Source organism: Streptomyces sp. NPDC002754, assembly GCF_053592315.1.
Genome location: NZ_JBSFVM010000008.1, coordinates 155544 through 177573, shown reverse-complemented (window position 1 = coordinate 177573; position 22030 = coordinate 155544). Strand labels below are relative to the sequence as shown.

At 72.3% G+C, this 22030-nt stretch carries 20 protein-coding genes and 1 pseudogene; 7 read left to right on the top strand and 14 right to left on the bottom strand.

The annotated features are described in order from the left end of the window. Nucleotides 1-44 precede the first annotated feature (44 nt). Nucleotides 45-1301 (top strand): DUF1576 domain-containing protein, encoded by a 1257-nt coding sequence (locus ACWD2L_RS19490; protein ID WP_351342064.1) that lies wholly within the window; start codon nucleotides 45-47, stop codon nucleotides 1299-1301. Here ACWD2L_RS19490 and ACWD2L_RS19485 read toward each other — a convergent pair. From ACWD2L_RS19485 to ACWD2L_RS19455, 7 genes are all read right to left on the bottom strand, one after another. Beyond that, nucleotides 1271-2068 (bottom strand): urease accessory protein UreD, encoded by a 798-nt coding sequence (locus ACWD2L_RS19485; protein ID WP_351342062.1) that lies wholly within the window; start codon nucleotides 2066-2068, stop codon nucleotides 1271-1273. The genes ACWD2L_RS19490 and ACWD2L_RS19485 overlap by 31 nt on opposite strands. Then, nucleotides 2040-2810 carry an urease accessory protein UreG gene (ureG, locus tag ACWD2L_RS19480; RefSeq protein ID WP_351342060.1) on the bottom strand — a complete coding sequence of 257 codons (771 nt, stop codon included), beginning with the start codon at nucleotides 2808-2810 and terminating at the stop codon, nucleotides 2040-2042. The genes ACWD2L_RS19485 and ureG overlap by 29 nt, the downstream gene beginning before the upstream one ends. Continuing rightward, nucleotides 2803-3471, bottom strand: a complete 669-nt coding sequence (locus ACWD2L_RS19475) for an urease accessory protein UreF (RefSeq protein ID WP_351342058.1) — start codon at nucleotides 3469-3471, stop codon at nucleotides 2803-2805. Before ACWD2L_RS19475 ends, ureG begins: the two co-directional genes overlap by 8 nt. A 24-nt stretch (nucleotides 3472-3495) precedes the next feature. Beyond that, the gene (locus ACWD2L_RS19470) at nucleotides 3496-5205 is read right to left on the bottom strand and encodes an urease subunit alpha (RefSeq protein ID WP_351342056.1); all 1710 of its coding nucleotides are present in this window, start codon (nucleotides 5203-5205) and stop codon (nucleotides 3496-3498) included. Further along, nucleotides 5202-5501 carry an urease subunit beta gene (locus tag ACWD2L_RS19465; protein ID WP_351342055.1) on the bottom strand — a complete coding sequence of 100 codons (300 nt, stop codon included), beginning with the start codon at nucleotides 5499-5501 and terminating at the stop codon, nucleotides 5202-5204. Before ACWD2L_RS19465 ends, ACWD2L_RS19470 begins: the two co-directional genes overlap by 4 nt. Continuing rightward, a complete protein-coding gene (locus ACWD2L_RS19460; RefSeq protein WP_351342053.1) occupies nucleotides 5498-5800 on the bottom strand; it encodes an urease subunit gamma in 303 nt (100 codons plus the stop codon). The genes ACWD2L_RS19465 and ACWD2L_RS19460 overlap by 4 nt, the downstream gene beginning before the upstream one ends. Nucleotides 5801-5926: 126 nt before the next feature. After that, nucleotides 5927-6778 carry a hypothetical protein gene (locus tag ACWD2L_RS19455; protein ID WP_351342052.1) on the bottom strand — a complete coding sequence of 284 codons (852 nt, stop codon included), beginning with the start codon at nucleotides 6776-6778 and terminating at the stop codon, nucleotides 5927-5929. 308 nt (nucleotides 6779-7086) lie between these two features. Here ACWD2L_RS19455 and tgmA point away from each other — a divergent pair, with 308 nt between their 5' ends. From tgmA to ACWD2L_RS19435, 4 genes are all read left to right on the top strand, one after another. Continuing rightward, nucleotides 7087-7278, top strand: coding sequence for a putative ATP-grasp-modified RiPP (tgmA, locus tag ACWD2L_RS19450; RefSeq protein WP_266715696.1), 192 nt, complete (start codon nucleotides 7087-7089; stop codon nucleotides 7276-7278). A 14-nt stretch (nucleotides 7279-7292) separates the two neighbouring features. Next, nucleotides 7293-8324, top strand: coding sequence for an ATP-grasp ribosomal peptide maturase (tgmB, locus tag ACWD2L_RS19445; protein WP_351342050.1), 1032 nt, complete (start codon nucleotides 7293-7295; stop codon nucleotides 8322-8324). A gap of 102 nt (nucleotides 8325-8426) precedes the next feature. Further along, the gene (locus ACWD2L_RS19440) at nucleotides 8427-9914 is read left to right on the top strand and encodes a carboxylesterase/lipase family protein (protein ID WP_451190289.1); all 1488 of its coding nucleotides are present in this window, start codon (nucleotides 8427-8429) and stop codon (nucleotides 9912-9914) included. A 41-nt stretch (nucleotides 9915-9955) separates the two neighbouring features. Further along, complete coding sequence (locus ACWD2L_RS19435; protein ID WP_351344000.1) at nucleotides 9956-10756, top strand: phospholipid scramblase-related protein; 801 nt, start codon at nucleotides 9956-9958, stop codon at nucleotides 10754-10756. Here the strand turns inward: ACWD2L_RS19435 and ACWD2L_RS19430 are convergent. Both ACWD2L_RS19430 and ACWD2L_RS19425 read right to left on the bottom strand, forming a co-directional pair. Further along, nucleotides 10709-11716 carry a DMT family protein gene (locus ACWD2L_RS19430; protein ID WP_351343997.1) on the bottom strand — a complete coding sequence of 336 codons (1008 nt, stop codon included), beginning with the start codon at nucleotides 11714-11716 and terminating at the stop codon, nucleotides 10709-10711. The two genes, ACWD2L_RS19435 and ACWD2L_RS19430, sit on opposite strands and share 48 nt — an antisense overlap. A gap of 182 nt (nucleotides 11717-11898) precedes the next feature. Beyond that, nucleotides 11899-12693: pseudogene (locus ACWD2L_RS19425) on the bottom strand (phosphatase PAP2 family protein); the annotation flags it as partial. Nucleotides 12694-12793: 100 nt separating this feature from the next. On the opposite strand from ACWD2L_RS19425, the gene ACWD2L_RS19420 reads away from it, so the two are divergent. Beyond that, nucleotides 12794-13426, top strand: a complete 633-nt coding sequence (locus ACWD2L_RS19420; protein WP_351343994.1) for a TetR/AcrR family transcriptional regulator — start codon at nucleotides 12794-12796, stop codon at nucleotides 13424-13426. A 201-nt stretch (nucleotides 13427-13627) separates the two neighbouring features. Here the strand turns inward: ACWD2L_RS19420 and ACWD2L_RS19415 are convergent, their stop codons facing one another. Continuing rightward, nucleotides 13628-14680, bottom strand: a complete 1053-nt coding sequence (locus ACWD2L_RS19415; RefSeq protein ID WP_351343992.1) for a DUF2510 domain-containing protein — start codon at nucleotides 14678-14680, stop codon at nucleotides 13628-13630. A 240-nt stretch (nucleotides 14681-14920) separates the two neighbouring features. Between ACWD2L_RS19415 and ACWD2L_RS19410 the strand changes: the two genes are divergently transcribed. Beyond that, a complete protein-coding gene (locus ACWD2L_RS19410) occupies nucleotides 14921-17611 on the top strand; it encodes an ATP-binding protein (RefSeq protein WP_351343989.1) in 2691 nt (896 codons plus the stop codon). A 34-nt stretch (nucleotides 17612-17645) separates the two neighbouring features. Here the strand turns inward: ACWD2L_RS19410 and ACWD2L_RS19405 are convergent, their stop codons facing one another. The 4 genes from ACWD2L_RS19405 to pcaG all read right to left on the bottom strand — a co-directional run bounded on the left by ACWD2L_RS19405 (nucleotide 17646) and on the right by pcaG (nucleotide 22024). Then, nucleotides 17646-18458: an SDR family NAD(P)-dependent oxidoreductase gene (locus tag ACWD2L_RS19405; protein WP_351343986.1), complete on the bottom strand. Its 813-nt coding sequence runs from the start codon at nucleotides 18456-18458 to the stop codon at nucleotides 17646-17648. A 78-nt stretch (nucleotides 18459-18536) separates the two neighbouring features. Next, on the bottom strand, nucleotides 18537-19655 hold the full coding sequence (gene pcaDC, locus ACWD2L_RS19400; RefSeq protein ID WP_351343983.1) for a bifunctional 3-oxoadipate enol-lactonase/4-carboxymuconolactone decarboxylase PcaDC: 1119 nt from the start codon (nucleotides 19653-19655) through the stop codon (nucleotides 18537-18539). Nucleotides 19656-20102: 447 nt separating this feature from the next. After that, complete coding sequence (pcaB, locus tag ACWD2L_RS19395) at nucleotides 20103-21419, bottom strand: 3-carboxy-cis,cis-muconate cycloisomerase (protein ID WP_351343980.1); 1317 nt, start codon at nucleotides 21417-21419, stop codon at nucleotides 20103-20105. After that, nucleotides 21416-22024, bottom strand: coding sequence for a protocatechuate 3,4-dioxygenase subunit alpha (pcaG, locus tag ACWD2L_RS19390; protein WP_351343977.1), 609 nt, complete (start codon nucleotides 22022-22024; stop codon nucleotides 21416-21418). The genes pcaB and pcaG overlap by 4 nt, the downstream gene beginning before the upstream one ends. Nucleotides 22025-22030: the final 6 nt, after the last annotated feature.

Below are 22030 nucleotides of genomic sequence, written 5' to 3'. Positions count from 1 at the left end.
GAGGTATGCGGACAAGTCATGACATGAGGGGTGAGCGGTGCCTTTTGGGGCTGCTGAGTCTGACGGCGCTCGGGTGCGTCGCGTTCGGGTTTCTCGTGGATCCGCCGGCGGAGGTGGTGCGCGGGGTCGGACGCATTCTGATCGCTCCGGATGTTCTGATCACGGACTTCGTCGACCTGGGGGGTCTGGGGGGAGCCTTTGTTCAGACGGGTCTGCTCACCCTCGTCGCCTGCGCCGGCTACCGCTTGACCGGGGCGCGTGTCGACGGCGCCGCGGTCGGCTGCCTCTACATGCTTCTCGGCTTCGGCCTGTTCGGGAAGACCGTGCTGAATGTCTGGCCCATCGTCATGGGTGTCGGCCTCTACGCCGCTGCCCGTCGTGAGCCGGTCCGTGACTATCTCACCACCGCCATCTTCGCCACCGCGCTGGCGCCGGTCTTCTCCGAGGTGGCGTTCAACTCCGCCCTGGACCGGTGGATTTCGGTGCCGCTCGGCTTCGCGACGGCCGTGCTGATCGGGTTCGTGGTGCCGCCTGTCGCGCGTCAACTCTTCCGCGCGCACAACGGGTTCACTCTGTACAACATGGGCTTCGTGGCCGGTGTCCTCGGCACGGTGGTGGTCGCCGTCTTCCAGTCGTACGGCCTGGCCGCGCAGCCGCCGATGGTGTGGACGTCGGGGCACGACGCCGAGTTGCTGATCCTGGTCGCGGTGATTCTGCTGGGCGTGGTCGCGGCGGCCTTCGTCCTGGATCGCAGACCGTGGCACGGATACGTGGCACTGCACCGCCGTACCGGACAGGCCCCCGCGGACTTCATCGCATCGGACGGCGCCGGGCCCACTCTGCTGAACATGGCGGCGGTGGGGGTGATCGCCACCGCCTTCGTACTGATCGTCGGCGCCGACTTCAATGGTCCGGTCGTCGGCGGCATCGTGAGCGTCATCGGGTTCGGCGCGTGCGGCAAGCACGCGGTGAACATCGTGCCGGTGATGGTCGGTGTGCTGCTCGGTGCGCTGGCCAAGCCGTTCGGCTTCACCGACCCCGGTGTGGTGTGGGCGGCCCTGTTCGGTACGTGTCTGGCGCCGGTCGCCGGCCGGTTCGGCCCCCAGTGGGGGGTGTTGGCGGGCTTCCTGCACGTCTCGGTCGGCCAGGTCACCGGCGCGTTCGCCGGAGGGCTGAACCTGTACGGCAACGGGTTCGCGGCCGGACTCGTGGCCGCGGTGGTGACACCGGTGGCCCTCGTCTTCGTCCGGCGACGCGACAGCGACCGTCCTCAGGACCCGTTGAGCGTCCCCTCGGCCTGAAGCACGCGGCGCCAAGCGTGCCACCAGCGGTCCAACTCGGGCTGTGCGCGATGCGCGTCGTAGGCGACCACCCTGGCCATGGCGCCCGGGCCGGCCAGCAGGGCGGCAGGGGACACCGGCGCGGAGGCCGGTCGGTGGCCGAGGAGGGTGACGGTGCCGATCACCCGGTTCGGGCCGAGGATCCCGGGCCGGGCCCGCGCCCGCGCATCGCGCAGGTCGAGGTCGTCGGCCAGCAGTGAGCGGCCCGAGTGGAGGATCCGCTGACGTGCGTACAGCGCGCCGCCGGACTGTCCGGACCGGCCGAGGACCAGCAGCTCGGACAGTAACGCCACTGCGCCGTCGGCCAGTTGGACGTCGAGGTCGCGGCGGACAACGGCACCATCGGCGACGACGAACGGAGCCGCGCGCCACGCCAGGGCCGCGCCGGGCGCGACGTCGATGCGCGCACCCCACGCTGAACTCCTCCCGCGTGCGTCGTAGGCGACCGTGCCGGACGGTTCCACGATGTCCATCCGGACCCCCGCGCCGACCGAGACGTCCAACTCGACCCGGTCGCCCGCGAGCAGGGTCGCCCGGCGCCCGACGAGCGCGATCCGCACCCGGGGCCCGTCGACCTCGAGCACCCGGGGCACGAGCGTGTCCCCGGCCTCCAGAACGGGCAGGGCGACACGTCCACCGCGCAGCTCGGCGCGTACCCGGGTCGGCACCGTGCCACCTGACGTGGCGGCGCCGGCCGCGTCAGTGGGAGTGGAGGACGTCGTCAGCATGCTCAAGGGAGTGCCGGTCGTCGTCGAGGCTGTCGTCGTGCGCGTGCGTGTGCGGTGCCATCGGGCCCGGATCGGCGGGCACCAGGACGCCGCGGCGATGGGCCTCGACCGTGTCCCGCACCCATTGCACGAGCCGGTCGACGCTGGCCTCGTCACGCCGGCTCAGGGCCACCACCGGCAGTCCGCCGCGCACCGTGGACGCGTCACGCACCATCTGCTCCGGATCCACGTCCACATGGGGGCCCAGGTCGGTCTTGTTCACCACCAGCAGGTCGGCGCGCTCGATCCCCGGACCGCCCTTGCGCGCGACGTCGCCTCCACCGGCCACGTCGATGCTGAAGATCTGCGCGTCGACCAGGGCCGGGCTGAAGGTCGCGGTGAGATTGTCGCCGCCGCTCTCCACCATCACCAGATCCAGCGGCGCCCACGCGCGTTCGAGGTCCTCCACGGCCAGCAGATTGGCGGTGACGTCGTCGCGGATCGCGGTGTGCGGGCATGCCCCGGTCTCCACCGCCACGATCCTGTCGACGGGCAGCACACCGGCGGCCCGCAGCAACCGGGCGTCCTCGTCGGTGTAGATGTCGTTGGTGACCACCGCGATCCGCAACTCCTCGGACAGCCGACGGCACAGCGTCGCGATCAGCGTGCTCTTGCCGGTGCCGACCGGACCGGCCACCCCGAGGCGCAGGGCGCGTGGGGGGTGGGGGTGATCGTGTCCGGCTACGGCCGTCGGTTCAGGCATGGAAGATTCTCCGCTCTCGTTCTGCATGATCCAGCGACCACAACTCCGTCAGCGGCGCGGCGGTCGCGGGGATGTCCTCGGGGCTGCTCACGGCGACGGCCCGGACCGCCGCCCGCTCGATGACGTCGGCCGCGTCCAGCACCCACCGCACGGGCTCCAGCGGATCCACGGGCAGCAGCTTCGGCGCCGCGGACGCCACGGTCTGCGCGTCCTCGTACAGGCAGACCCGGGCCGACTGGATGTCGTCGAGGCCGGCCAGCGCGCAGACCACGCCCAGCGCCACCGGCCGCGGCGGCCGGGGCAGAGCGCGCAGCGCCTGTACGGGATCGTGGTGCGGCCACAGCCGCTCGGCCAGCCGCACCATCCCGCGCCCGAGCAGCGCGGACGCCGCCCGCATCGGAGGGCTGGGGGTACGGGCCTCGTACTCGTGCGTGATCCGGGCCAGCGCCGGGCCGAGCTCGTCGGAGGACAGCGCGGCCCGCCGGGACAGGACCGTGCAGGCCGCGTCCACGGACCCGACCGTGTCGAGCCGGGCGGCCAGGAAGTCGGGGATCAGCCCGGGGGTCAGGCCCGCGGCGAGCGCGGGCTCGAGACCCGCGGACTGCGCGTGCCCGCCGGTGGGCAGCCGGCCGTCGGCAAGTACCAGTGCTGCCAGGTCCATCGGAATCCGCTGCCCCATCCGCCGTCAGAACATGCAGTACCGCTGTGCGAGCGGCACCTCGGTCGCCGGCTGCGGGGTGACCCGCTCACCGTCGATGCTGATGGCGAAGGTCTCCGGGTCCACCTCGATCCGCGGCAGGGCGGTGTTGTTCGGCAGGTCGCGCTTGCCGGTGTTACGGGTGGGGCGGACGGCAGCGATCCGGCGGCGCAGCCCCAGCCGTTCGCCAAGCCCGTTCTCCAGCGCGGCCGGCGCGACCCAGGTCGTCGACAGATGGGCCGCGGACGCCCGATGGCCCGGCAGACCGGGACGCATCAGCACCGGCTCGGGCGTGGTGATGGACGCGTTAGCATCGCCCAGCGGGGCGCCCACCACCGCACCGGACTTGATGACGGCGTCCGGGCGGATGCCGAAGAAGGCCGGCTTCCAGAGCACCAGGTCGGCGATCTTCCCCGCCTCGACCGAGCCGACCTCGTGATCGACGCCGTGCGCGACGGCGGGGCAGATCGTGTACTTGGCCACGTACCTGCGGGCTCGTTCGTTGTCCGCGGGCAGCGCCGAACTGCCGCGTCCAAAGCGGGACTTCATCACATGCGCGGTCTGCCAGGTACGGCAGATCATCTCCCCGATCCGTCCCATCGCGAGACTGTCCGAGGACATGATGGAGACCGCGCCCATGTCGTGCAGCAGGTCCTCGGCCGCCATGGTGGTCGCGCGGATCCGGGACTCGGCGAAGGCCAGGTCCTCGGGGACCTTCGGGTTGAGCGCGTGGCACACGATCAGCATGTCCAGGTGCTCGTCCACGGTGTTCACCGTGTACGGCATGGTCGGATTCGTGGACGCCGGGAGCACGTTCGGCTCGCCCGCGATCGCGATGATGTCCGGGGCGTGCCCGCCACCCGCGCCCTCGGAGTGGAACGCGTGGATGCCCCGCCCGCCGATGGCCTCGACGGTGTGCCGCAGGTACCCGGTCTCGTTCAGGCTGTCGCTGTGCAGGGCCACTTGCAGCCCGTGCTCCTCGGCGGCCCGCAGCGCGGCGTCGATCACCTGGGGGCCGGCGCCCCAGTCCTCGTGGATCTTGTAGCCGCCCGCGCCGGCGAGCGCGTCCTCGTGCAGCGCGCGGGCGCTGACGGTGCTGCCCTTGCCGAACAGCAGCACGTTCACGGGCAGTTCGTCCATCGCCCGGTGGATCATGGCCAGGGCCCGGGCGCCAGGTGTGACGCTGGTGGCCTTGGTGCCCTTGGTCGGACCCGCGCCCCCGCCGATCAGTGTCGTGGTGCCGGTGGCCAGCGCCTCGCGGACCTGCTCCTCGGAGATGAAGTGGACATGGGTGTCGACGCCGCCGGCCGTCAGGACGCAGCCCTCGCCGCTGATGACGTCGGTGCCGGGCCCGATCTCCATCCCGGGGCCGATGCCGTCGGAGACGGCCGGGTTGCCGGCGTGCCCGACGCCGACGATCCGGCCGTCGCGGATCCCCACGTCGGCCTTCACGATGCCCCAGTGGTCGAGCACCACCACGTTGGTGACCACCACGTCCAGCGCACCCTGCTCGCGGGACGTGGATCCCTGCGCCATGCCGTCACGGATGGTCTTCCCGCCGCCGAACACCGCGGCGTCGCCACGGTCCGTGCGGTCCTCCTCCACCTCGATCCACACATCCGTGTCACCGAGCCGGATCTGGTCGCCCGTCGTGGGCCCGAACAGCTGGGCCGCTGCCCGTCGTTCCGTGCTGCTCATGCGTGGTCCTCCTGGTCCGGCCGGTCCCCGAACCGCGTGCCCGCCAGCCGTACGCAGGTCAAGCGGAGGCTGACGCCGGGCTCGAAGCGCACGGACGTGCCCGCGGGAACGTCGAACCGAAAGCCCTCGGTCTCGGCGCGGTCGAACGAGAGGTGGGGATTGGCCAGGGGGAGATGCAGATGCGAGCCGACCTGGATGGGGCGGTCGCCGTCGTTGACGAACACCAACGTCCTGCGCTCGCCGCGGTCCCGCTCCGGCAACGGCCCTTCGCCGACCCTGATCTCGCCGGGAATCACTGGACGGGCTCCGAGATCGTGACGAGCTTGCGCCCGTCGGGGAATGTGGCCTCGACCTGGACGTCGCCCAGCATTTCAGGGACACCCTCCATGAGGTCGTCCCGCGTGAGCACGCTTCGCCCCGCGTTCATGACCTCGGCCACCGTCCGGCCCTCGCGGGCCTGTTCCAGGGCCCAACTGGACAGCAGGGCCACGGCCTCCGGGTGGTTGAGCCGGATACCCCGCTCACGGCGGTCACGCGCGATCAGCCCGGCCACGCTGAGCAGCAGCTTCTCGGTGTCCGACGGTGTCAGACGCATGCCCGACTCCTCCCTCTGCTACGGCCTGTGAATGTTCATCGCGGCCGTCAGGTCAAGACAGAGGAAGAGTACGCACAAAGAGCTATAAATCGGGCGCAACAGAGCCTGTTCGGTACGTCGCGGGTCCTACCCCCGCTTGTAGGCGATCACGGCCGTCGTCACCAGGCACGGAGCCGGCGGCACCATCTGGACGCGCAGGGTTCCCCGCGCCGCGTCGTAGTCGATGCCCTCGGACTCGAACGTGCCCTTGCAGACGCTGCGCTGGGGGATCGCGAAGGCGGTGGCCACGTGACCGGTGACCGGTTTGCCGTCCAGGGGGCGGTCGAGCGTGATGTCGAGGACCTCCTTGGCCCCGGCGTCGGACGAGCACAGGAGATGGGTGGCGTCGGTGAAGTCGCAGCCCTGGATGTTCGTGACCGGCTTGTCGAGGGATATCCGGGCGGCCTGGGGGAGGTTGGTGCCGGGCTGGGGCGCGGCGGCGTTGAGGACCGGCGTGGGGAAGACCTGGAGGCTCTCCCGAGTGCCCCATTCGCCGGAGACCAGCCACTGCCCGCCGGGCGACACGGACGCGAACGAGTTGTTGAGCAATTCGCCCGGGTCGAGGGCGTGTTCGTAGGTGGTGCGCTTCCCGTCCGCCGTGGTCACCGCGAACATCTTCTTCGTCGCGCTGTCGTCGCCCTGGTACGCGTCGAAGGTGTAGCCGTCCGCCACGTCCGGGTCGCCGACGTGCGTCCAGCCCGCGACGCGCAGGGGCAGCGGGACCGAGCCGAGGCCGCGGTACACGAGCGACCCGTCCGCGCGGGAGGCCAGGCCCTGGCTGCCCGTCAGCGAGTTCACGTGCGAGGTGCCGGTCTCGGTCCAGGTGGGCGCGGCGGACGCGGTGGTCGCGCCGAGCGTCAGGGCGCCCAGGGTGATGGTGAGGGTCAGCGCGGAGCGTCTGCCGTGCCGCTGTTCGTTCCGCTTCTTGTACCGGGTCATGAGGCTCACCCTGCCCCATGATCGGTGCGCGCAGGGGGCGTTCGGACAGTGTGGCGGATTGTCGCCGTACGTCCACGCTCAGAGATGTAAAGGGTTGTAAAGGCGCCGTATAGGTGGAGTGACCACAAAGCCCCCTGCAATGCCCGGTCATTACCTGGCTGACGTTGAGTCATCACGCTGCGTGGCGGAATGAACTCCTCAGTGGTGTGACGCGTCTTACCCAAAACGAGACCGAGAAATTGGCCGGAGGTATGACGTCGGAGAGTCACCATGCGCTTGACTTGGCGCACCCCCAACTAGGAGAGCTCATGCGACCGTTCGCACTGAACTATGCCCGCCCCACGCGAGAGGCAGAGGTCAGAGCGCCGTATATGTACGACGCAACACTGCAGTTGAACGTGCTGGCCGACGGCGCAGTGGCGGCGCGCGACTACGCAGTGTTGCGGGAGTTCGCGGCCACCACCTCCACCGCGGGTTCGAAAACCCATTTCGACGACTGAACGGCCCTGCGGAAATGACCGTGCTGATCCTGACGAGTGAACAGGATGTGACAGCCGACATGGCCGTCGTCGAATTGAACGCCCACGGAATCCCCGTCCTGCGACTCGACCCCGCCGAACTGCCCGGCGACGTCGAGGTGTCGGGGGAGTTCGCGCACGGCGAGTTCCACGGCCATCTCTCGGTCGGTGGCCGGGTCGTCAGCATGGGCGGCCTGCGCTCCATCTGGGTGCGCCGCCCCGGCGTGCCCGCCGCCCACGCGGAAGCCGCGTCGTCCTGGCTCACCGAAGAGGCCTCGCAGTCCCTGTACGGGATGCTGCGGTGCACCGACGCGCGCTGGATGAACCACCCCGACTCCGCCCGCCAGGCCCGCCACAAGCCGTGGCAATTATGGCTGGCACGCGCCTGCGGCCTCCCGGTGCCGGCCACGCTGATCACCACATTCCCGCGCGCCGCCCGCGAGTTCGCCGAGCGCTACCCCGACCTGATCGTGAAGCCCGTCTCCGGCAAGCACCCCGACGACGCCGGGCTCGCCGTGCCGACCACGCGCGTGCGTCCGGGCGAGGACTACCAGGACGTCGCGAACGGGCCGACGCTGTTGCAGCGCCGGGTGCGCAGGGCCGCGGACATCCGCCTGACCTGCGTGGGCGACCTGCTGTTCGCGGCGCGCGCGGCGAGCTCACCGGATGCCCGCGACGTCGGCGGGGCCCGGCAGGCCGACGAGGCGACCGTGGACGACGTGCGCTTCGACGCCGCCGCGGGCCCCTGGCGCCCGATACCCGTACCCCGGCGCGTCGCGGACGCGGTGCGGGCCTATCTGACCCGCACCCAACTGGCATACGGGGCATTCGACTTCGCCGAGGACGCCGACGGCATCTGGTGGTTCCTGGAGTGCAACCAGTCGGGCCAGTTCGGCTTCATCGAGATCGAGACGGGGCAGCCCATCGGCCGCGCCGTCGCCCAATGGCTCGCGGGCGACCCCCTCGGGCCCATATCCGCGGCGGGCGGCGACGGCGAGCGCGCCCTCGGCGGCGCCGGGTGTGGCTGACCGGACATGACACGACTCGCCGGTGATCTTTACGGGCGGCGCGCGGTGGGGTACGAGAGGAGTGGACGACCGACCGTCCCGTTGCCGAGGGAGCCCCACCGTATGACCGACGCCACCGCAGTCACCAGGCAGGGAACCCTGCGCGGCCGCACCGAGGACGGGATCACCTCCTTCCTCGGAGTGCCGTACGCCGCCGCCCCGTTCGGCCCGCACCGCTTCGCCGCGCCCGCGCCCGCCGAGCCGTGGACGGGGGAGCGCGACGCCACGCAGTACGGGCCGACCGCGCCCAAGGCCCCGTACGCCCCGCCGTTCGACGCGCTGATCCCCGAGACGTCCCAGGACGGCGCCGACTGCCTCAACCTGAACGTCTGGACCCCGGAGCCAGGCCCCGGCGCCGGCCTGCCCGTCATGGTGTGGCTGCACGGCGGCTCCTTCTCCAACGGCTCCGCGAACTCCTCCGGCTACCGCGGCGACACCTTCGCCCGCGACGGCGTCGTCCTCGTCGGCGTCAACTACCGCCTCGGCGTGGACGGATTCCTGCACCTGCCGGGCGCGCCCGACAACCGGGGCCTGCTCGACATGATCGCCGCGCTGGAGTGGGTGCGCGACAACATCGCGGCGTTCGGCGGGGACCCGGACCGGGTGACCGTGTTCGGTGAGTCGGCGGGCGGGGTGGCGATCGGCCGGCTGCTCGTCGAGCCGCGCGCCCGCGGCCTGTTCCGGCGCGCCATCCTGCAGAGCGGGGCCTGTCACCACTTCGTACGGCCCGACACCGCGCGCCGCATCGGGGAGCGGATGGCGGAGCGGCTCGGGGTGCCGCACACCGCCGAGGCGTTCGCGGCGGTGCCGCTGCCGGAACTGGTCGCGGCGCAGGGCGCGTTGTCGGACGAGTTCCGGCAGCGGCCCGACCCGGCGGTGTGGGGCGACGCCGCGCTGAACGGGATGGTCTTCGAGCCGATCGCCGACGAGCGCACGCTGCCGGGGCCCGACCTGGGCGTGGATATCCTCGTCGGCAGCAACCGGGAGGAGAACCGGCTCTACATGGTGCCGACCGGGCGCTTCGACACCATCAGTGAGGGCCGGGTGAAGCGCGGCGCCGAGGCCTTCGGCGCGGACCTCGAGGGGTACCGGGCGAGCCGGCCGGACGCGAGCCCCGGCGAACTCCTCGACGCCATCGTCACCGACTGGTTCTGGCGGATCCCCGCGGTGCGGCTTGCCGAGTCCGTGCCGGGTTCACACGTGTACGAGTTCGCCTGGCGGTCGCCGCAGTTCGGCGGGGCGCTGGGCGCGTGCCACGCACTGGAGCTGGGCTTCGTCTTCGACCACGTCGACGACTCCGACTACGCGGCGCTCGCGGGCGAGCACGCCCCGGCGGACCTGGCCCGCGCGATGCACGGCGCGTGGGTCGCGTTCGCCGCGTCCGGGGACCCGGGCTGGGCCGCGTACGAGCCGGATGGGAATGGGGTCTCCCCTGCTCGAACGAAGTTGAGAGCTTGGGGAAGGGCGACCATGGTGTTCGACGCGGGTGCCTGCCGCGTCGAGACGGACCCGCGGGCGGCCGAGCGGGAGCTGTGGGAGGGCGTGCGCTGAGGGCTGGATCCGTGCCCGGTATGGCGCGATAGTGTGCCCCGGTGACGACGCATTCGAACACTCCCGCAGGTTGGTACCCGGACCCCCAGGGGGCGCCCCAGGCCCTGCGGTGGTGGGACGGTGCCCGATGGACCGAGCACACGCATGCCGGGCAGCCACAGGCACAGGCACAGGCACAGGCCGTCGAAGTGCCGCGTCAGGTGCAGCAGCAGGCGGGCGTCGCGGGGGCCGGGCAGGGCGGCGGCACGCTGTTCACCGAGCCGGTCCTCGTGGTGAACCAGAAGGCCAAGCTGATCGAGCTGACCAACGAGTACAGCGTCATGGATCAGCACGGCAACCCGCTGGGCTCCGTCGTCCAGGTCGGCCAGAGCGCCATGAAGAAGGCGCTGCGCTTCGTCGCCAGCGTCGACCAGTACATGACGCACAGGCTGGAGATCCGTGACGCGTACGGGCAGCCGCAGATGGTGCTCACGCGGCCGGCCAAGTTCATCAAGTCGAAGGTGCTCGTGGAGCGGCCGGACGGTACGCCGGTCGGCGAGATCGTCCAGCAGAACGCCATCGGGAAGATCAACTTCGCGATGAACGCGAACGGTCAGCAGGTCGGTGCGATCAAGGCGGAGAACTGGCGGGCCTGGAACTTCGCGATCGTCGACCACGCGGACAACGAGGTGGCGAGGATTACGAAGACGTGGGAGGGGCTGGCCAAGACGATGTTCACGACTGCGGACAATTATGTCTTGCAGGTGCATTATCGGTTGCCGGAGCCGTTGTTGAGTCTTGTGGTGGCTGCGGCGCTAACTGTGGACACGGCGCTTAAGCAGGACTCCCGTGGGTTCGGGTGACCGGGTGTCGTTGCGGTTCCACGGGGGTGCGGTCGCGGGGCTCTGCCCCGGACCCCGCGCCTCAATCGCCGGCGGGGCTTGATTGACCGGAGCCGCTTGATTGGCCGACGTCGTCGAGTCGGGAAGAGTGGGATGGTCGATCTGCGCGTGATGGGTGTGTGTCAGGAGGACTACGCCGCCCGTTGCCAGGATCGCGCCCACCGCGGCGAGGCTCCAGCCTGCCGCGCCGCCCTGGAGGCGTTCGCCCAGGAGGGCGAGGCCGATGATTGAGGCTGCGAGCGGGTTGGCCAGGGTGACCATGGCCAGGGGGGCGCCGAGGCCGCCCCGGTAGGCGGTCTGGGAGAGCAGGAGGCCGCCTGCCGCGAAGGCCGCGACCAGCAGGGCCACCGCGATCACGCGGATGTCGAGCAGCGGGCCCGTGCGGTCGGTGGCCGCCACCGTCACGGTCTGGGTGAGCGCGGACGCGACGCCCGAGGCGATGCCGGAGGCGGTGGCGTGGCGCAGGCCCGGCTTCGCGCCGCGCCGTGAGAGCACGCCGATGAGCGCCGCCGTCGCTCCCGCCACGGCGAGGGCCTCGGGCAGCGAGAGGGTGTCGTCGGGGGCGGGGCCCGACGCCGTCACGAGGAGTGCGGCGAGGCCCGCGAGCGTGAGCGCCGTGCCCCGCCACTCGCCGGCCGTGACATGCCGACCCGCGACCCGCGCCCCCAGCGGCACCGCCGCCACGAGGGTGAGCGCGCCGAGTGGCTGGACGAGGGTGAGCGGCCCGTACTTGAGCGCGGCGACGTGCAGCAGCGCGGCCGAGGCGTTCAGCCCGACCGACCACCACCAGGCCCCCGTCCCGAGCAGCCGCAGCACGCCCGCACCCGATCCGGCGGCCAGCCGTTCCTGGGCCACGGCCGCGGCGGCGTAGGCGACCGCGGAGACGAGCGAGAGCGCGACGGCGAGAAGTGTGGCGGTCATCGTGCCGCTCCGGTCGTGAGGCGCGCGGTGGAGGGGGAGGGGGAGGTGGACGTAGAGCCGGGAGCGGCGATCACCTCGACCGGGATGTGCGTCGGCGTCGCCGCGGCGAACACATCGGCGGCCGTGAGAGCGTCCGGCGGCGTACGGAACGCGGCCGGAGCCGGGGTCCACGGCGTCGGGGTGCGGCGGGACTCGACCAGGTGCGGCGCGGTCGCGGGCGCCGGCACCGGGAACAGGTGGCGCCAGAAACCGGTCGTGTCGACCGCGCGCGGCAGCCGGATCACCGCGAGCGCGGCGCCGAGCAGCAGCGTTGCCACGATCGTGTCGAGCCAGTAGTGGTTGGCGGTGCCCACGATCACGACGAGCGTGAACAGCGGGTGCAGCAGCCACAGCCAGCGCCACCGGGAGCGGGTCGCGGCGACCAGGCCGATCGCCACCATCAGGGCCCAGCCGAAGTGCAGCGAGGGCATCGCGGCGAACTGGTTGGCCATCGTGTCCGTGGCGGGCTTCGCGGCGTAGACCGACGGGCCGTAGACCTGCGCCGTGTCGACGAGGTGCGTGGCGGCAAGCAGCCGCGGCGGCGCCAGCGGAAACGTCAGGTGCAGCACGAGCGCCGCCGCGGTGAGCGCGGCGAGTACGCGCCGCGTCCACAGGTAGTGGCGCGGGCGGCGCAGGTAGAGGAAGACGAGCAGCGCGATCGTGGCCGGGAAGTGCACGGACGCGTAATAGGTGTTCGCGACGTGCACCAGGGTGTCGCTGCTCAGCAGCACGTCCTGCACCGCGCCCTCGCCGGGCAGGTGCACGGCACGCTCGAAGCTCCACACATGGTCGGCGTTGTGGAAGGCCGGGGCGGTGTGGCCGTTGGCCAGCTGCCGCCCGAGCTTGTAGACGAGGAAAAGTCCCACGACCAGCAAGAGCTCGCGTATCAGGGGTGGCCGGGCGGCGTGCTGCCCCGGTTCCCGCATGTTCCCGTTCATCGATACGCCAGTGTACCGATACGATGGCGTACCGGTACACTGGCGTATCGATAGGCCGGTGTGATCTCATCGACACTGCCGCCGACGAGGAGTGAGGGCCATGACGACGCGAGAGAAGGCCACCGAGGCCGCACCCACCGCCTCGCGCCGCTCGAAGATCAGCCCCGAGCGGGCCCAGGAGTTCTTCGACGTGGTCCTCGATCAGCTGCGGGAGCAGGGGTACGGGGACCTCACCATGGAGGGCGTCGCCGCGCAGGCCTGTTGCAGCAAGTCCACGCTGTACCGGCAGTGGAAGACGAAGCCGCAGCTCGTGGCGGCCGCGCTGCGGGCCGGACGCTGCTCGAAGTTCTTCGCGGCGGACACGGGTACGCTCGCCGGAGACCTCGTGGCGGCCGCGCGCAACGCGGCTTCGCAGGCCAAGCCGGACACCGTGCTCATGCAGGCCCTCGGGCACGCCGCCCTCCAGGACGACGAGCTGAAGGGCGCCCTGCGCGAGGCGCTGATCGAGCCGGAGCTCGCGTCGATCGACGCGATCGTGCAGCGGGCGGTGGCGCGCGGCGAGATCGCCGCGGACCATCCCGCGCTGCCCTACGTGGCCGCGCAGCTCTTCGGAGTCATGCGCAGCCGACCGATCCTGGAGAAGCGCCACGCCGATGCGGAGTATCTGGTCCGCTTCGTCGAGGACGCGCTGATTCCGGGACTCGGCCTGACCCTGGAGGGTCGGGCCCCCTGAACGGGAGGCCGCCGGTCGCAGAGATGACCGACCGGCGGTCTGCCCGCGCCGCACCGTGGGGACGGGGGCGGCGCGCACCCCCGGCCGGGCGGGTTCCTCCTTGAGCGGAGGGGGACCCGCCCGGCCGCATTGGTGCGGAGGCCAGAACCGAGGCCAGAGCTGAGGCCAACTCCAGAGCGGGTGCTCAGGCGGCAGTGGGGCTCAGACGTTTTCGCCCGCGTCGCCGTCGCCGGTGACCGTGGCCTTCTTGACACCCTTGAGGATCTCGTCGATCGCCCCGGCGTCCGGGCCCTTCGCCTTGTCCGCGGCGCTCTGCGGGACGTCCACGCCGGCGCGCAGCACGACGAGCTTGTCGGGGTTGGCGGGCGAGGGGAACGCGGCCGACTCCACCCACGCGTCGACGCCCGACTTCGTCTCGACGCTCCAGCGGACCCGGTAGCCCTTCTGCCCGGCGACCGTGACCGCCTTCGCGAACACCTGCTTGTGGCCGGTGATCCCCTCGTAGGTCTTCCCGCCGTAGGACTCCTTCGCGTTCCCGGCGATGTCCTCCTTCGCAGCGGCCTTCGCCGTCTTCGCGTCGAGCTTGAGGCGCGTCGCCGACGAGGTGGACACGCCGCCCTTCACGCAGACGTCGCCCTTCGAGTTGGGGCAGGCGTACGGGCCGACCGTGACCCCGGCGACACCCGCGCCGTCGGTCCCGGTCCAGTTCTTGATGACCGGGACCGCGACCCCGTTGCTGACGTCGGTGGCGAACCCCTGGTCGAGCGGCGCCTGCGGGGAGGCGCCCGGCCCGTCGGGGTTCGGGCTCTCGCCCTCGCCGCCGTCGGGGGCGCCGGGCCCCTCGGGGGCGGCCTCCTTCGGGCTCTGCGAGCGGGAGTCCGCCTTGTCGCTCTTGCCGTCGTCCCCGTCGCCCGACGTGAGCGCGTAGACACCGGTGCCGATGCCCGCGAGGACCACGACCGCGATCCCCGCGGCGATCGCGATCCGGCCCCGGCCGCGCGACTTCGGCGGCAACTGCCCTGGAGGGCCGGGATGATTCGGGTACGCCGGGTCGGTCCCGGGCGCGGGCGGCTGCGGGGCGAACTGCGCCGGGGGCTGCGAAGGCGCCTGTGGCGCCGGCTGCGGGGTGGTGGCGGCGGTGGCGGGCCGGGTCTGGTCGGTCCAGCGTGCGCCGTCCCACCAGCGTTCGGTGCGCGGGCCGTTGGGTATCTGCCCCGGATCGGAGTACCAGCCTGCGGGAGTCTGCGACGTCATGGACGGAACAGTATGAGGCCCGGCTGAAAAGGGGATGAGAGGGGGCCGTCCCGTGGCCGGGATCGTTACCCGGGCGGCCCGCGGCACCCATCTCCGGCCAAATGGCACCGGCTGCCGCGACGCCCCACGAAGGCGGGGCCCCGCGGACTAGTCTCGTGACCAGTACGTCGATCGCCCCATGTGATCGGCTGCGACCGGACGCCGGGACGACACCCGGGGACGACGACGAGAGGCTGCGGAATGACCCAGGGACGGCTTGCCGACGCCGCGCCCTCTGGCCCTCACCTGTGGGAGAGGGAGTCCGAACTCGACGTCGCGGCGCGCGCGCTCGACGCTCTGTACGGCGGATCCGAGGCCGCGGGCGGCCTCGTCGTCTACAAGGGAGAGGCAGGCATCGGCAAGACCGCGCTGCTCTCCCAGGTGCGCGAGATGGCGGCGGGCCGGGCCACCGTGTGGTCGGCCCGCGGCGGCGAGACCGTCACCTCCGTCCCCTTCAACGTCGTACGCCAACTCCTGCAGCCCGCCCTCGTGGCGCTCACCGAGGAAGAGGCTCGCGAGTACTTCGGTGACTGGTACGACATCGCGGGCCCCGCCCTCGGCATCGCCGAGCCCACCGGACGGCAGGCCGACCCGCAGGGCGTGCGCGACGGCCTCGTCGTCGCGGCATCCCGACTGGCCCGCCTGCACTGGCCGTTGGTGCTGCTCATCGACGACGCGCACTGGGCCGACCTGGAGACCCTGGAGTGGCTCGCCGCGTTCGCCGAGCGCCTCGACGGCCTGCCGGTGTTCGTCGTCGTGGCGCAGCGCGAGGCCGCGGACGGGCGCGCCGCCGCCTGCCTCGACGCGGTGGCCGCCGCCGCCCGCCCCGGCGTCGCCCAGCTGAGCGCCCTCACCCCGGACGCCACCGCGGGCCTGACCCGCGCCACGCTCGGGGCCCAGGCCGACGACCCGTTCTGCCGCGAGGTGTGGGCCGTCACGGGCGGAAACCCGTACGAGACCGTCGAGTTGCTCGCCAAGGTCCAGGACAGTGAGCTGCGGCCCGACGAGCGGGCCGCCGTCGAACTGCGGGCGCTCAACCGCTCCGCCCGCGGCCGCGGCCTGGTCACCCGGCTCGAAGGGCTCGGCACCGACGCGACCCGGTTCGCCTGGGCCGCCGCCATCCTCGGCACCCGCATCGAACCGGGCCTCGCGGCCCTCCTCGCCGGCATGAACCCCGAGCAGGCGGGCCGCTGCGCCGAGAACCTGCGCACCGCCCGCATCCTGACCGACACCGTGTCCCCCGGATCGGGGTACGGCGCCGCGGACACCCTGGAGTTCGTCCACCCGCTGATCGCGTCCGCCGTGTACGACGCGATACCGCCGGCCACCCGCACCGCCATGCACGGCCAGGCCGCATGGGCGGTCACCGCCTCCGGGCACGGCCCCGCCGCGGCCTCCCGGCACCTCCTCGAAGTGCACCCGGACGACGACCCCGAGCTCGTCGAGCAGCTGCGCGCCGCCGCCCGCGAGCACCTCGCCGTCGGTGCCCCCGCGGCGGCCCGGCGCTGCCTGGAGCGCGCCCTCCAGGAACCGCCACTGCCCGAGACCCGGCCGCACGTGCTGTACGAGCTGGGCTGCGCCACGCTGCTCACCTCACCGTCCACCACCGTCGCGCACCTGCGCTCCGCGCTCGACTCCGCCCCCGGGCTCTTCGGCGAGCAGCGCGTCGACGCGGTGTGCCGACTCGCCCAGGCACTCGTCCACGCCAACCGGCTGGACGACGCGCTCGCCGTCCTCGACACCGAGACCGGCCAGTTGGAGGAGGGGCACCATCGGCTGCGCCTGCGGGCCACCCGCCTCTTCTGGCAGTGCATCTACGCCGGCGAGCACGATCCGCAGGACCGTTCCCGCACCCTTGCCGAACTCGCCGGCCGGGTCACCGGGCGCGACAACCCCGAGCGCGTCCTGCTGATCCTGCGCGCCTTCGACATGATGAACCGCGGGGAGAACGCCGAGGAGGTCGCGGAGTACTGCGACCGCTCCCTGGTCAACGGACAACTCGCCCCCGGACTCGGCTGGACCGACCCCGAGTGGGGCTTCGAGATTCTCATCGCGCTCGGCCTGTCGTACCTCTTCTCCGACCGGCTCGACCGCGCCGAGAGCCTGTTCACGGAGAGCATGCGGGCCTACGAGACCGCCGGCTGGAGCGGCGGCCACCTCTCCCTCGCGCACGCCTTCGTCGGATACGTCCACCGCAGGCGCGGCCGGCTCAACGACGCGGAGGCGTTCCTGCGCGAGGCGCTGCGCCTGGCCGACCGGGTGGGCCACGGCCTGCCCATGCACTGGGACGCGGCCGCCATGCTCATCGATACGCTGCTCGCCCGCGGCAAGCCCGACGAAGCGCTCCTGATCGCCGACCGCTACGGCTTCGCCGCGCCCTACCCGGCGATGATCCTGCTGCCCGACGCGCACTCGGTGCGCGGCAGGTTGCTGCTCGCCGTCGGCCGCACCGAAGAGGGCATCAACGAACTGGAGACCGGCGGCAAGGTCGCCCTGGCCCGCGGCGGGCACAACACCATCGTCGCGTCGTGGGCCGGCGATCTGGCCCTCGCCCTCGCCGACACCGACCCGCGGCGCGCCGCCGAACTCGTCACCCAGGCCCGCGTCCAGGCCGAGCGGTTCGGCACGGACACCGCGATCGGCGAGGCGTTGCGGTGCGCCGCGGCGCTGGCCACCGGGCGGGAGCAACTCACCCTCTACGCGAAGGCGGTCACGTACCTCGAAGCGTCGCCCTGCGCGTACGAACACGCTCGGGCGCGCGTCGAGTACGGGATCGCCGCGCGGTCGTTGTCCGAACTCAACCGCGGTCTGCAGTTGGCCCGTTCGTGCGGGGCGGAGGCGTTGACGGCGCGGGCGCGAGAGGTGTTGGAGACGGGTCGGGGGCTGCGCTAGGCCCGGTGGTCCACAGCGTGGCCTGCGGTGTGGTCTACAGCCCGAACGGGCCGAGGATCTGGTCGAGTTCGGCGTCGAGGCGGTCCTGGACCTCGCGGTCGTACGTGTCCGCGTGCGCGAGCGTCGGCTGCTCGCCGTCGAAGAACCCGGCGGTGGCCTCGCCGCCCAACTCGCCCACGGCCAGGGCCAGTACACCGGCCGCGCCGTCCTCGACGGTGTTCAGCGGGCCGACCCCGGCCTCCCGGACCATCGCCGTGTCCATGTACGTCGCCGGGTGGATGACGTTGACGTGCGTACCCGTGCCGGAAAGGTCGCGGGCGAGGGCGAAGGTGTGGGCGGCGAGGGCGAACTTGGCGCGGCAGTACGCCTCGGTGCCGCTGTAGTCGGTGCCCAAATCGAGGTCGTCGAAGTTCAGCGGGGACTGGCCGAGGGAGCCGCAATTCACCACGCGGGAAGGCGAGTTGGCCCGGAGGGTGGGTAGCAGGGCGCGGGTGAGGGCGACCGGGGCGAGCAGGTCGACGGCGAACCGCAGCTCGTGCCCGTCGGCGCTCAGCTCGCGGCCCGAGCCGGGGGGCCCGGTGCCGACGCCTGCGTTGTTGACGAGCACGTCGAGCTCCGGGTGGGCGGCGGCGACGCGGGCGCCGAGGTCGCGGACCTGCGCCAGGGAGGCGAGGTCGGCGACGAACCCCTCGGCGCGGCCGCCGGTGGCCCGCAGCTCCTCGACGACGGCGTCCGTACGTTTCTCGTCGCGGCCGTGGGCCAGCACGACGTGCCCGCCGCGCACGAGCTCGAAGGCGAGGTACCGGCCGAGGCCGGAGGTGGCACCGGTGATCAGGAGTGTGGCCATGCGTCCAGGCTAGGGGCCGGGCGGTGGGTTGTGCGTGGCCCCCCTGGACGTAGGCCTGTCGGGTGGGTCAGGAGGGGGCTACGCCAGGCCCTCCTCGGCGAGTACGCGCTGGGCGACGCCGAACGCGGAGTTGGCGGCGGGCACGCCCACGTACACGGCGCACTGCTGCACCACCGCGCCGATCTCGTCCGGGGTGAGGCCGTTGCGCAGGGCCGCGCGGACGTGCATGGCGAACTCGTCGAGGTGGCCGTGGGCGACAAGCGCGGTCATCGTGATCATGCTGCGCTCGCGGCGGCCGAGGGTCGGGTCGGTCCAGATCTCGCCCCACGCGTAGCGCGAGATGAAGTCCTGGAAGCGGGCCGTGAACGGCGTCTGCTTTGCCTGTGCCCGGTCGACGTGTGCGTCCCCGAGCACCTCGCGGCGCACCTCCATGCCGCGCTTCGCGGCCTGCCCGAGGTGGGTGCGCAGCGCCCCGAGGACGGCTTCCGGCCGCTCGGCGGGGGCGAGATGGGAGGCGCCCGACAGCTCGACCAGCTCGGAGTTCGGTACGGCGTCGGCGATCTCGCGCAGGTGGGCGGGGGGTGTGGCGGGATCCTCGCGGCCGGCGATCAGGAGGGTGGGCACGGTGATCTCGGGGAGCCGGTCCCTCAGGTCGAACGCGGCGAGGGCGTCGCAGCAGGCGGCGTAGGCCGCGGGGTCGGCGTCCCGGTTGTCCTGCACGAGGCGTTCCACGCGGAAGCCGGGGGTGAACCAGCGGGAGGGCGCGGTCTCGGCCACGCCCGCCGTGCCCTCCGCGCGGACGAGGGCGGCCCGCTCCTCCCAGTTCTTGGCGCCGCCGAAGTGGGCGGAGGAGCAGATGACCGTGAGGCTGGTGAGGCGTTCCGGGTGGTGCACGGCGAGGTGCAGGCCGACGGCGCCGCCGAGGGAGACGCCCGCGTAGGCGAAGCGGTCGATGCCGAGGTTGTCGGCGAGCGCGAGGACGAGGTCGGCCAGGTCGCCGACGGTGGCGCCGGGCTTGATCAGGCCGGCGTCCGATCCGCCGTGGCCGGGGAGGTCCCACCGTACGACGCGGTGGGCGGTGGACAGTTCGGGTGCGACACGGTCCCACAGGGCGAGGCTCGTCCCGAGGGAGGGCCCGAGGATCAGCGGGGGAGCGGTGGGCGATCCCGCGGCGTGGTGGTTCAGGTTCGTACGCATGAGTGTGCTCCCGGTGGGTCGGGGTTCGACTTGGGCTGGCGGTGTCACGGTCGTCGTCGGGCGCGGCCTACCGGTGGTTGGGCGCGCGGTTCCCCGCGCCCCTGAGGGTGGCGGGGCTGTGGTCGTTGTCGGCTACGGGTTACCCGTGGCTGGGCGCGCAGTTCCCCGCGCCCCTGGGGAGGCGGGGGTCTGGTCGTTGTCGGGTGAAGCTCACCCGTGGCTGGGCGCGCAGTTCCCCGCGCCCCTGGGGAGGCGGGGGTGTGGTTGTCGTCGGGTGCGGCCCACCCGTGGTTGCGGGATCTCGGCAGAGGTGGTGCGGTGCGGCGTGCCAAATCAAGCCCCTGCGGCGATTGAGCAGCGGGGTCCGGGGCGGAGCCCCGTGGCCGCAACTCCGCCTCCGCCGCGCGCGCCCGCAGGGATTTCGGGAAGGGGCGGGGTGGGGCAATGTCATTGACGCGCGAGCGCCCGATCCACCAGCATCCCCGCCGCCCCGACGTACCGCGACGGATCCGTCAGCTCGGACACGTTCACACCGGTCTCCTTGAGGGACGACTCCGTCGCCAGGACGTCGGCCAGAGAGCGGCCCTCCGACCGGGCCCGCCGCGAGGCGGACGCCAAGAGCTCCTTCGCCGCCCCCCGCCCGAGCACCCCGCCCAGCTCCACCGACAACCGCTCCGACACGATCGCCCCACCAGTCGCCGCCAGATGCGCGTGCATGACGTCCACGCGGACCACAAGCCCGGATACCAGCTCCGAGACATCCCGCGCCGCCCCACCCACCACGCGCAACAACTCACGCACCGTGGTCCATTCGGCGTGCCACGCCCCCGCGGGACGCTCGTCCTCCGCCGACATCGAGGCGTACAGCGTCGCGGCGAGCGCGGGAACCCGCCGGGCCGCCGCGGCGACGAGCGTGGAGCGGACCGGGTTGGCCTTGTGCGGCATCGCGGAGGACCCCCCGCCCGTGCCCTCGGCCAGTTCACCGATCTCCGTACGGGAAAGCACCAGCACATCTGCCGCGATCTTGCCGAGCGCACCCGCCGTGAAGGCCAGCACCCCCGCCAGATCCGCCACCGGCGTCCGCAGCACGTGCCACGGCAAATCCGCCTCAACCAGGCCGAGTTCACGCGCGTACGCCGCGACCAAGGCGACCGGGTCCCCGGCCCCGTACGCCCCGAACGCCGCCAACGTACCCGCCGCACCACCCAGTTGAACCGGCAGCGCCACCCGCACACCCCGCACGCGATCCCGCGCATCGAGCACCAGCGAGCGCCACCCCGCCGCCTTGAGGCCGAACGTCGTCGGCACGGCATGCTGCGTGAGCGTACGGCCGGGCATCACCGTGTCCCGGTGCTCCCGCGCCAGACCCGCCAACACGCCCTCTGCGTCTGCGAGTTCGTCAAGCAGCACATCCAGCGTCCGCGCGGCGACCAGCATCAACGCCGAGTCCAGGATGTCCTGGCTCGTCGCACCCCGATGCACGTAGGGGGAGTGTTCGGCGGGCACCGAGGACGTGAGATCCGCGACCAGCGGGATCACCGGATTGCCGCCCCCGCGCGCGCGGCGCGCGAGGTCCCGCACGTCGAACCGCTCGGCGACGGCGGCCGCGGTGACGGCCTCGCCGGCACCGGAGGGCGCGAGGCCGAGCGAGCACTGGGCCCGCGTCAGGCCCGCCTCCGCGTCCAACAGAGCCTGCAGAAAAGCCTCTTCGGAGGTGGTGCGCTCGGTGGGCGCACCCTCGCTGCCGGGGTCGAACAACGTCACATGAACTCCAGGAAGACCGTCTCGCCCTCGCCCTGAAGGCGGATGTCGAAACGGTACGTGCCATCCGCCTGCCGCCGCGCGACCAGCGTGTCACGGCGCGCGGCGTCGACCTGCGCCAGCACGGGGTCCCCGGCCAGTACCTCTTCGGAGGAATCGGCGAAGTAGATCCGCGTGTAGAGGTGGTTGAGCAGGCCGCGGGAGAAGATCACCACGGCGAGGTACGGCGCCGACCCGCCGCGCGCCCCCGGGCGCAGCGTGCGCACCGCCCAGTGCCCGTTCGCGTCGGTCTCGATGCGGCCCCAGCCGGTGAACTCCACGCCGTTGCGGCCCAGGTACCCGCCGGTGAACGGCTGGCGGCGCATCGAGCCGTCGACGGTGGAGGCGTTGCCCTCGGGGTCGGCGCCCCAGATCTCGACGAACGCGTCGGGGACGGGGGTGCCGTTGCCGTCGTACACGTACCCGTGCACGGCGACCGTGTCCGGGTGGCCGACCGGCGCGATGTCACCGCCGCCCTCGAAGGGCAGCGCGTAGCCGTACCAGGGGCCGACCGTGTGCGAGGGCGTGGGAAGGACGGACTCGGGGTAGTTGATGTCGATCTTCGTCATGGCTGG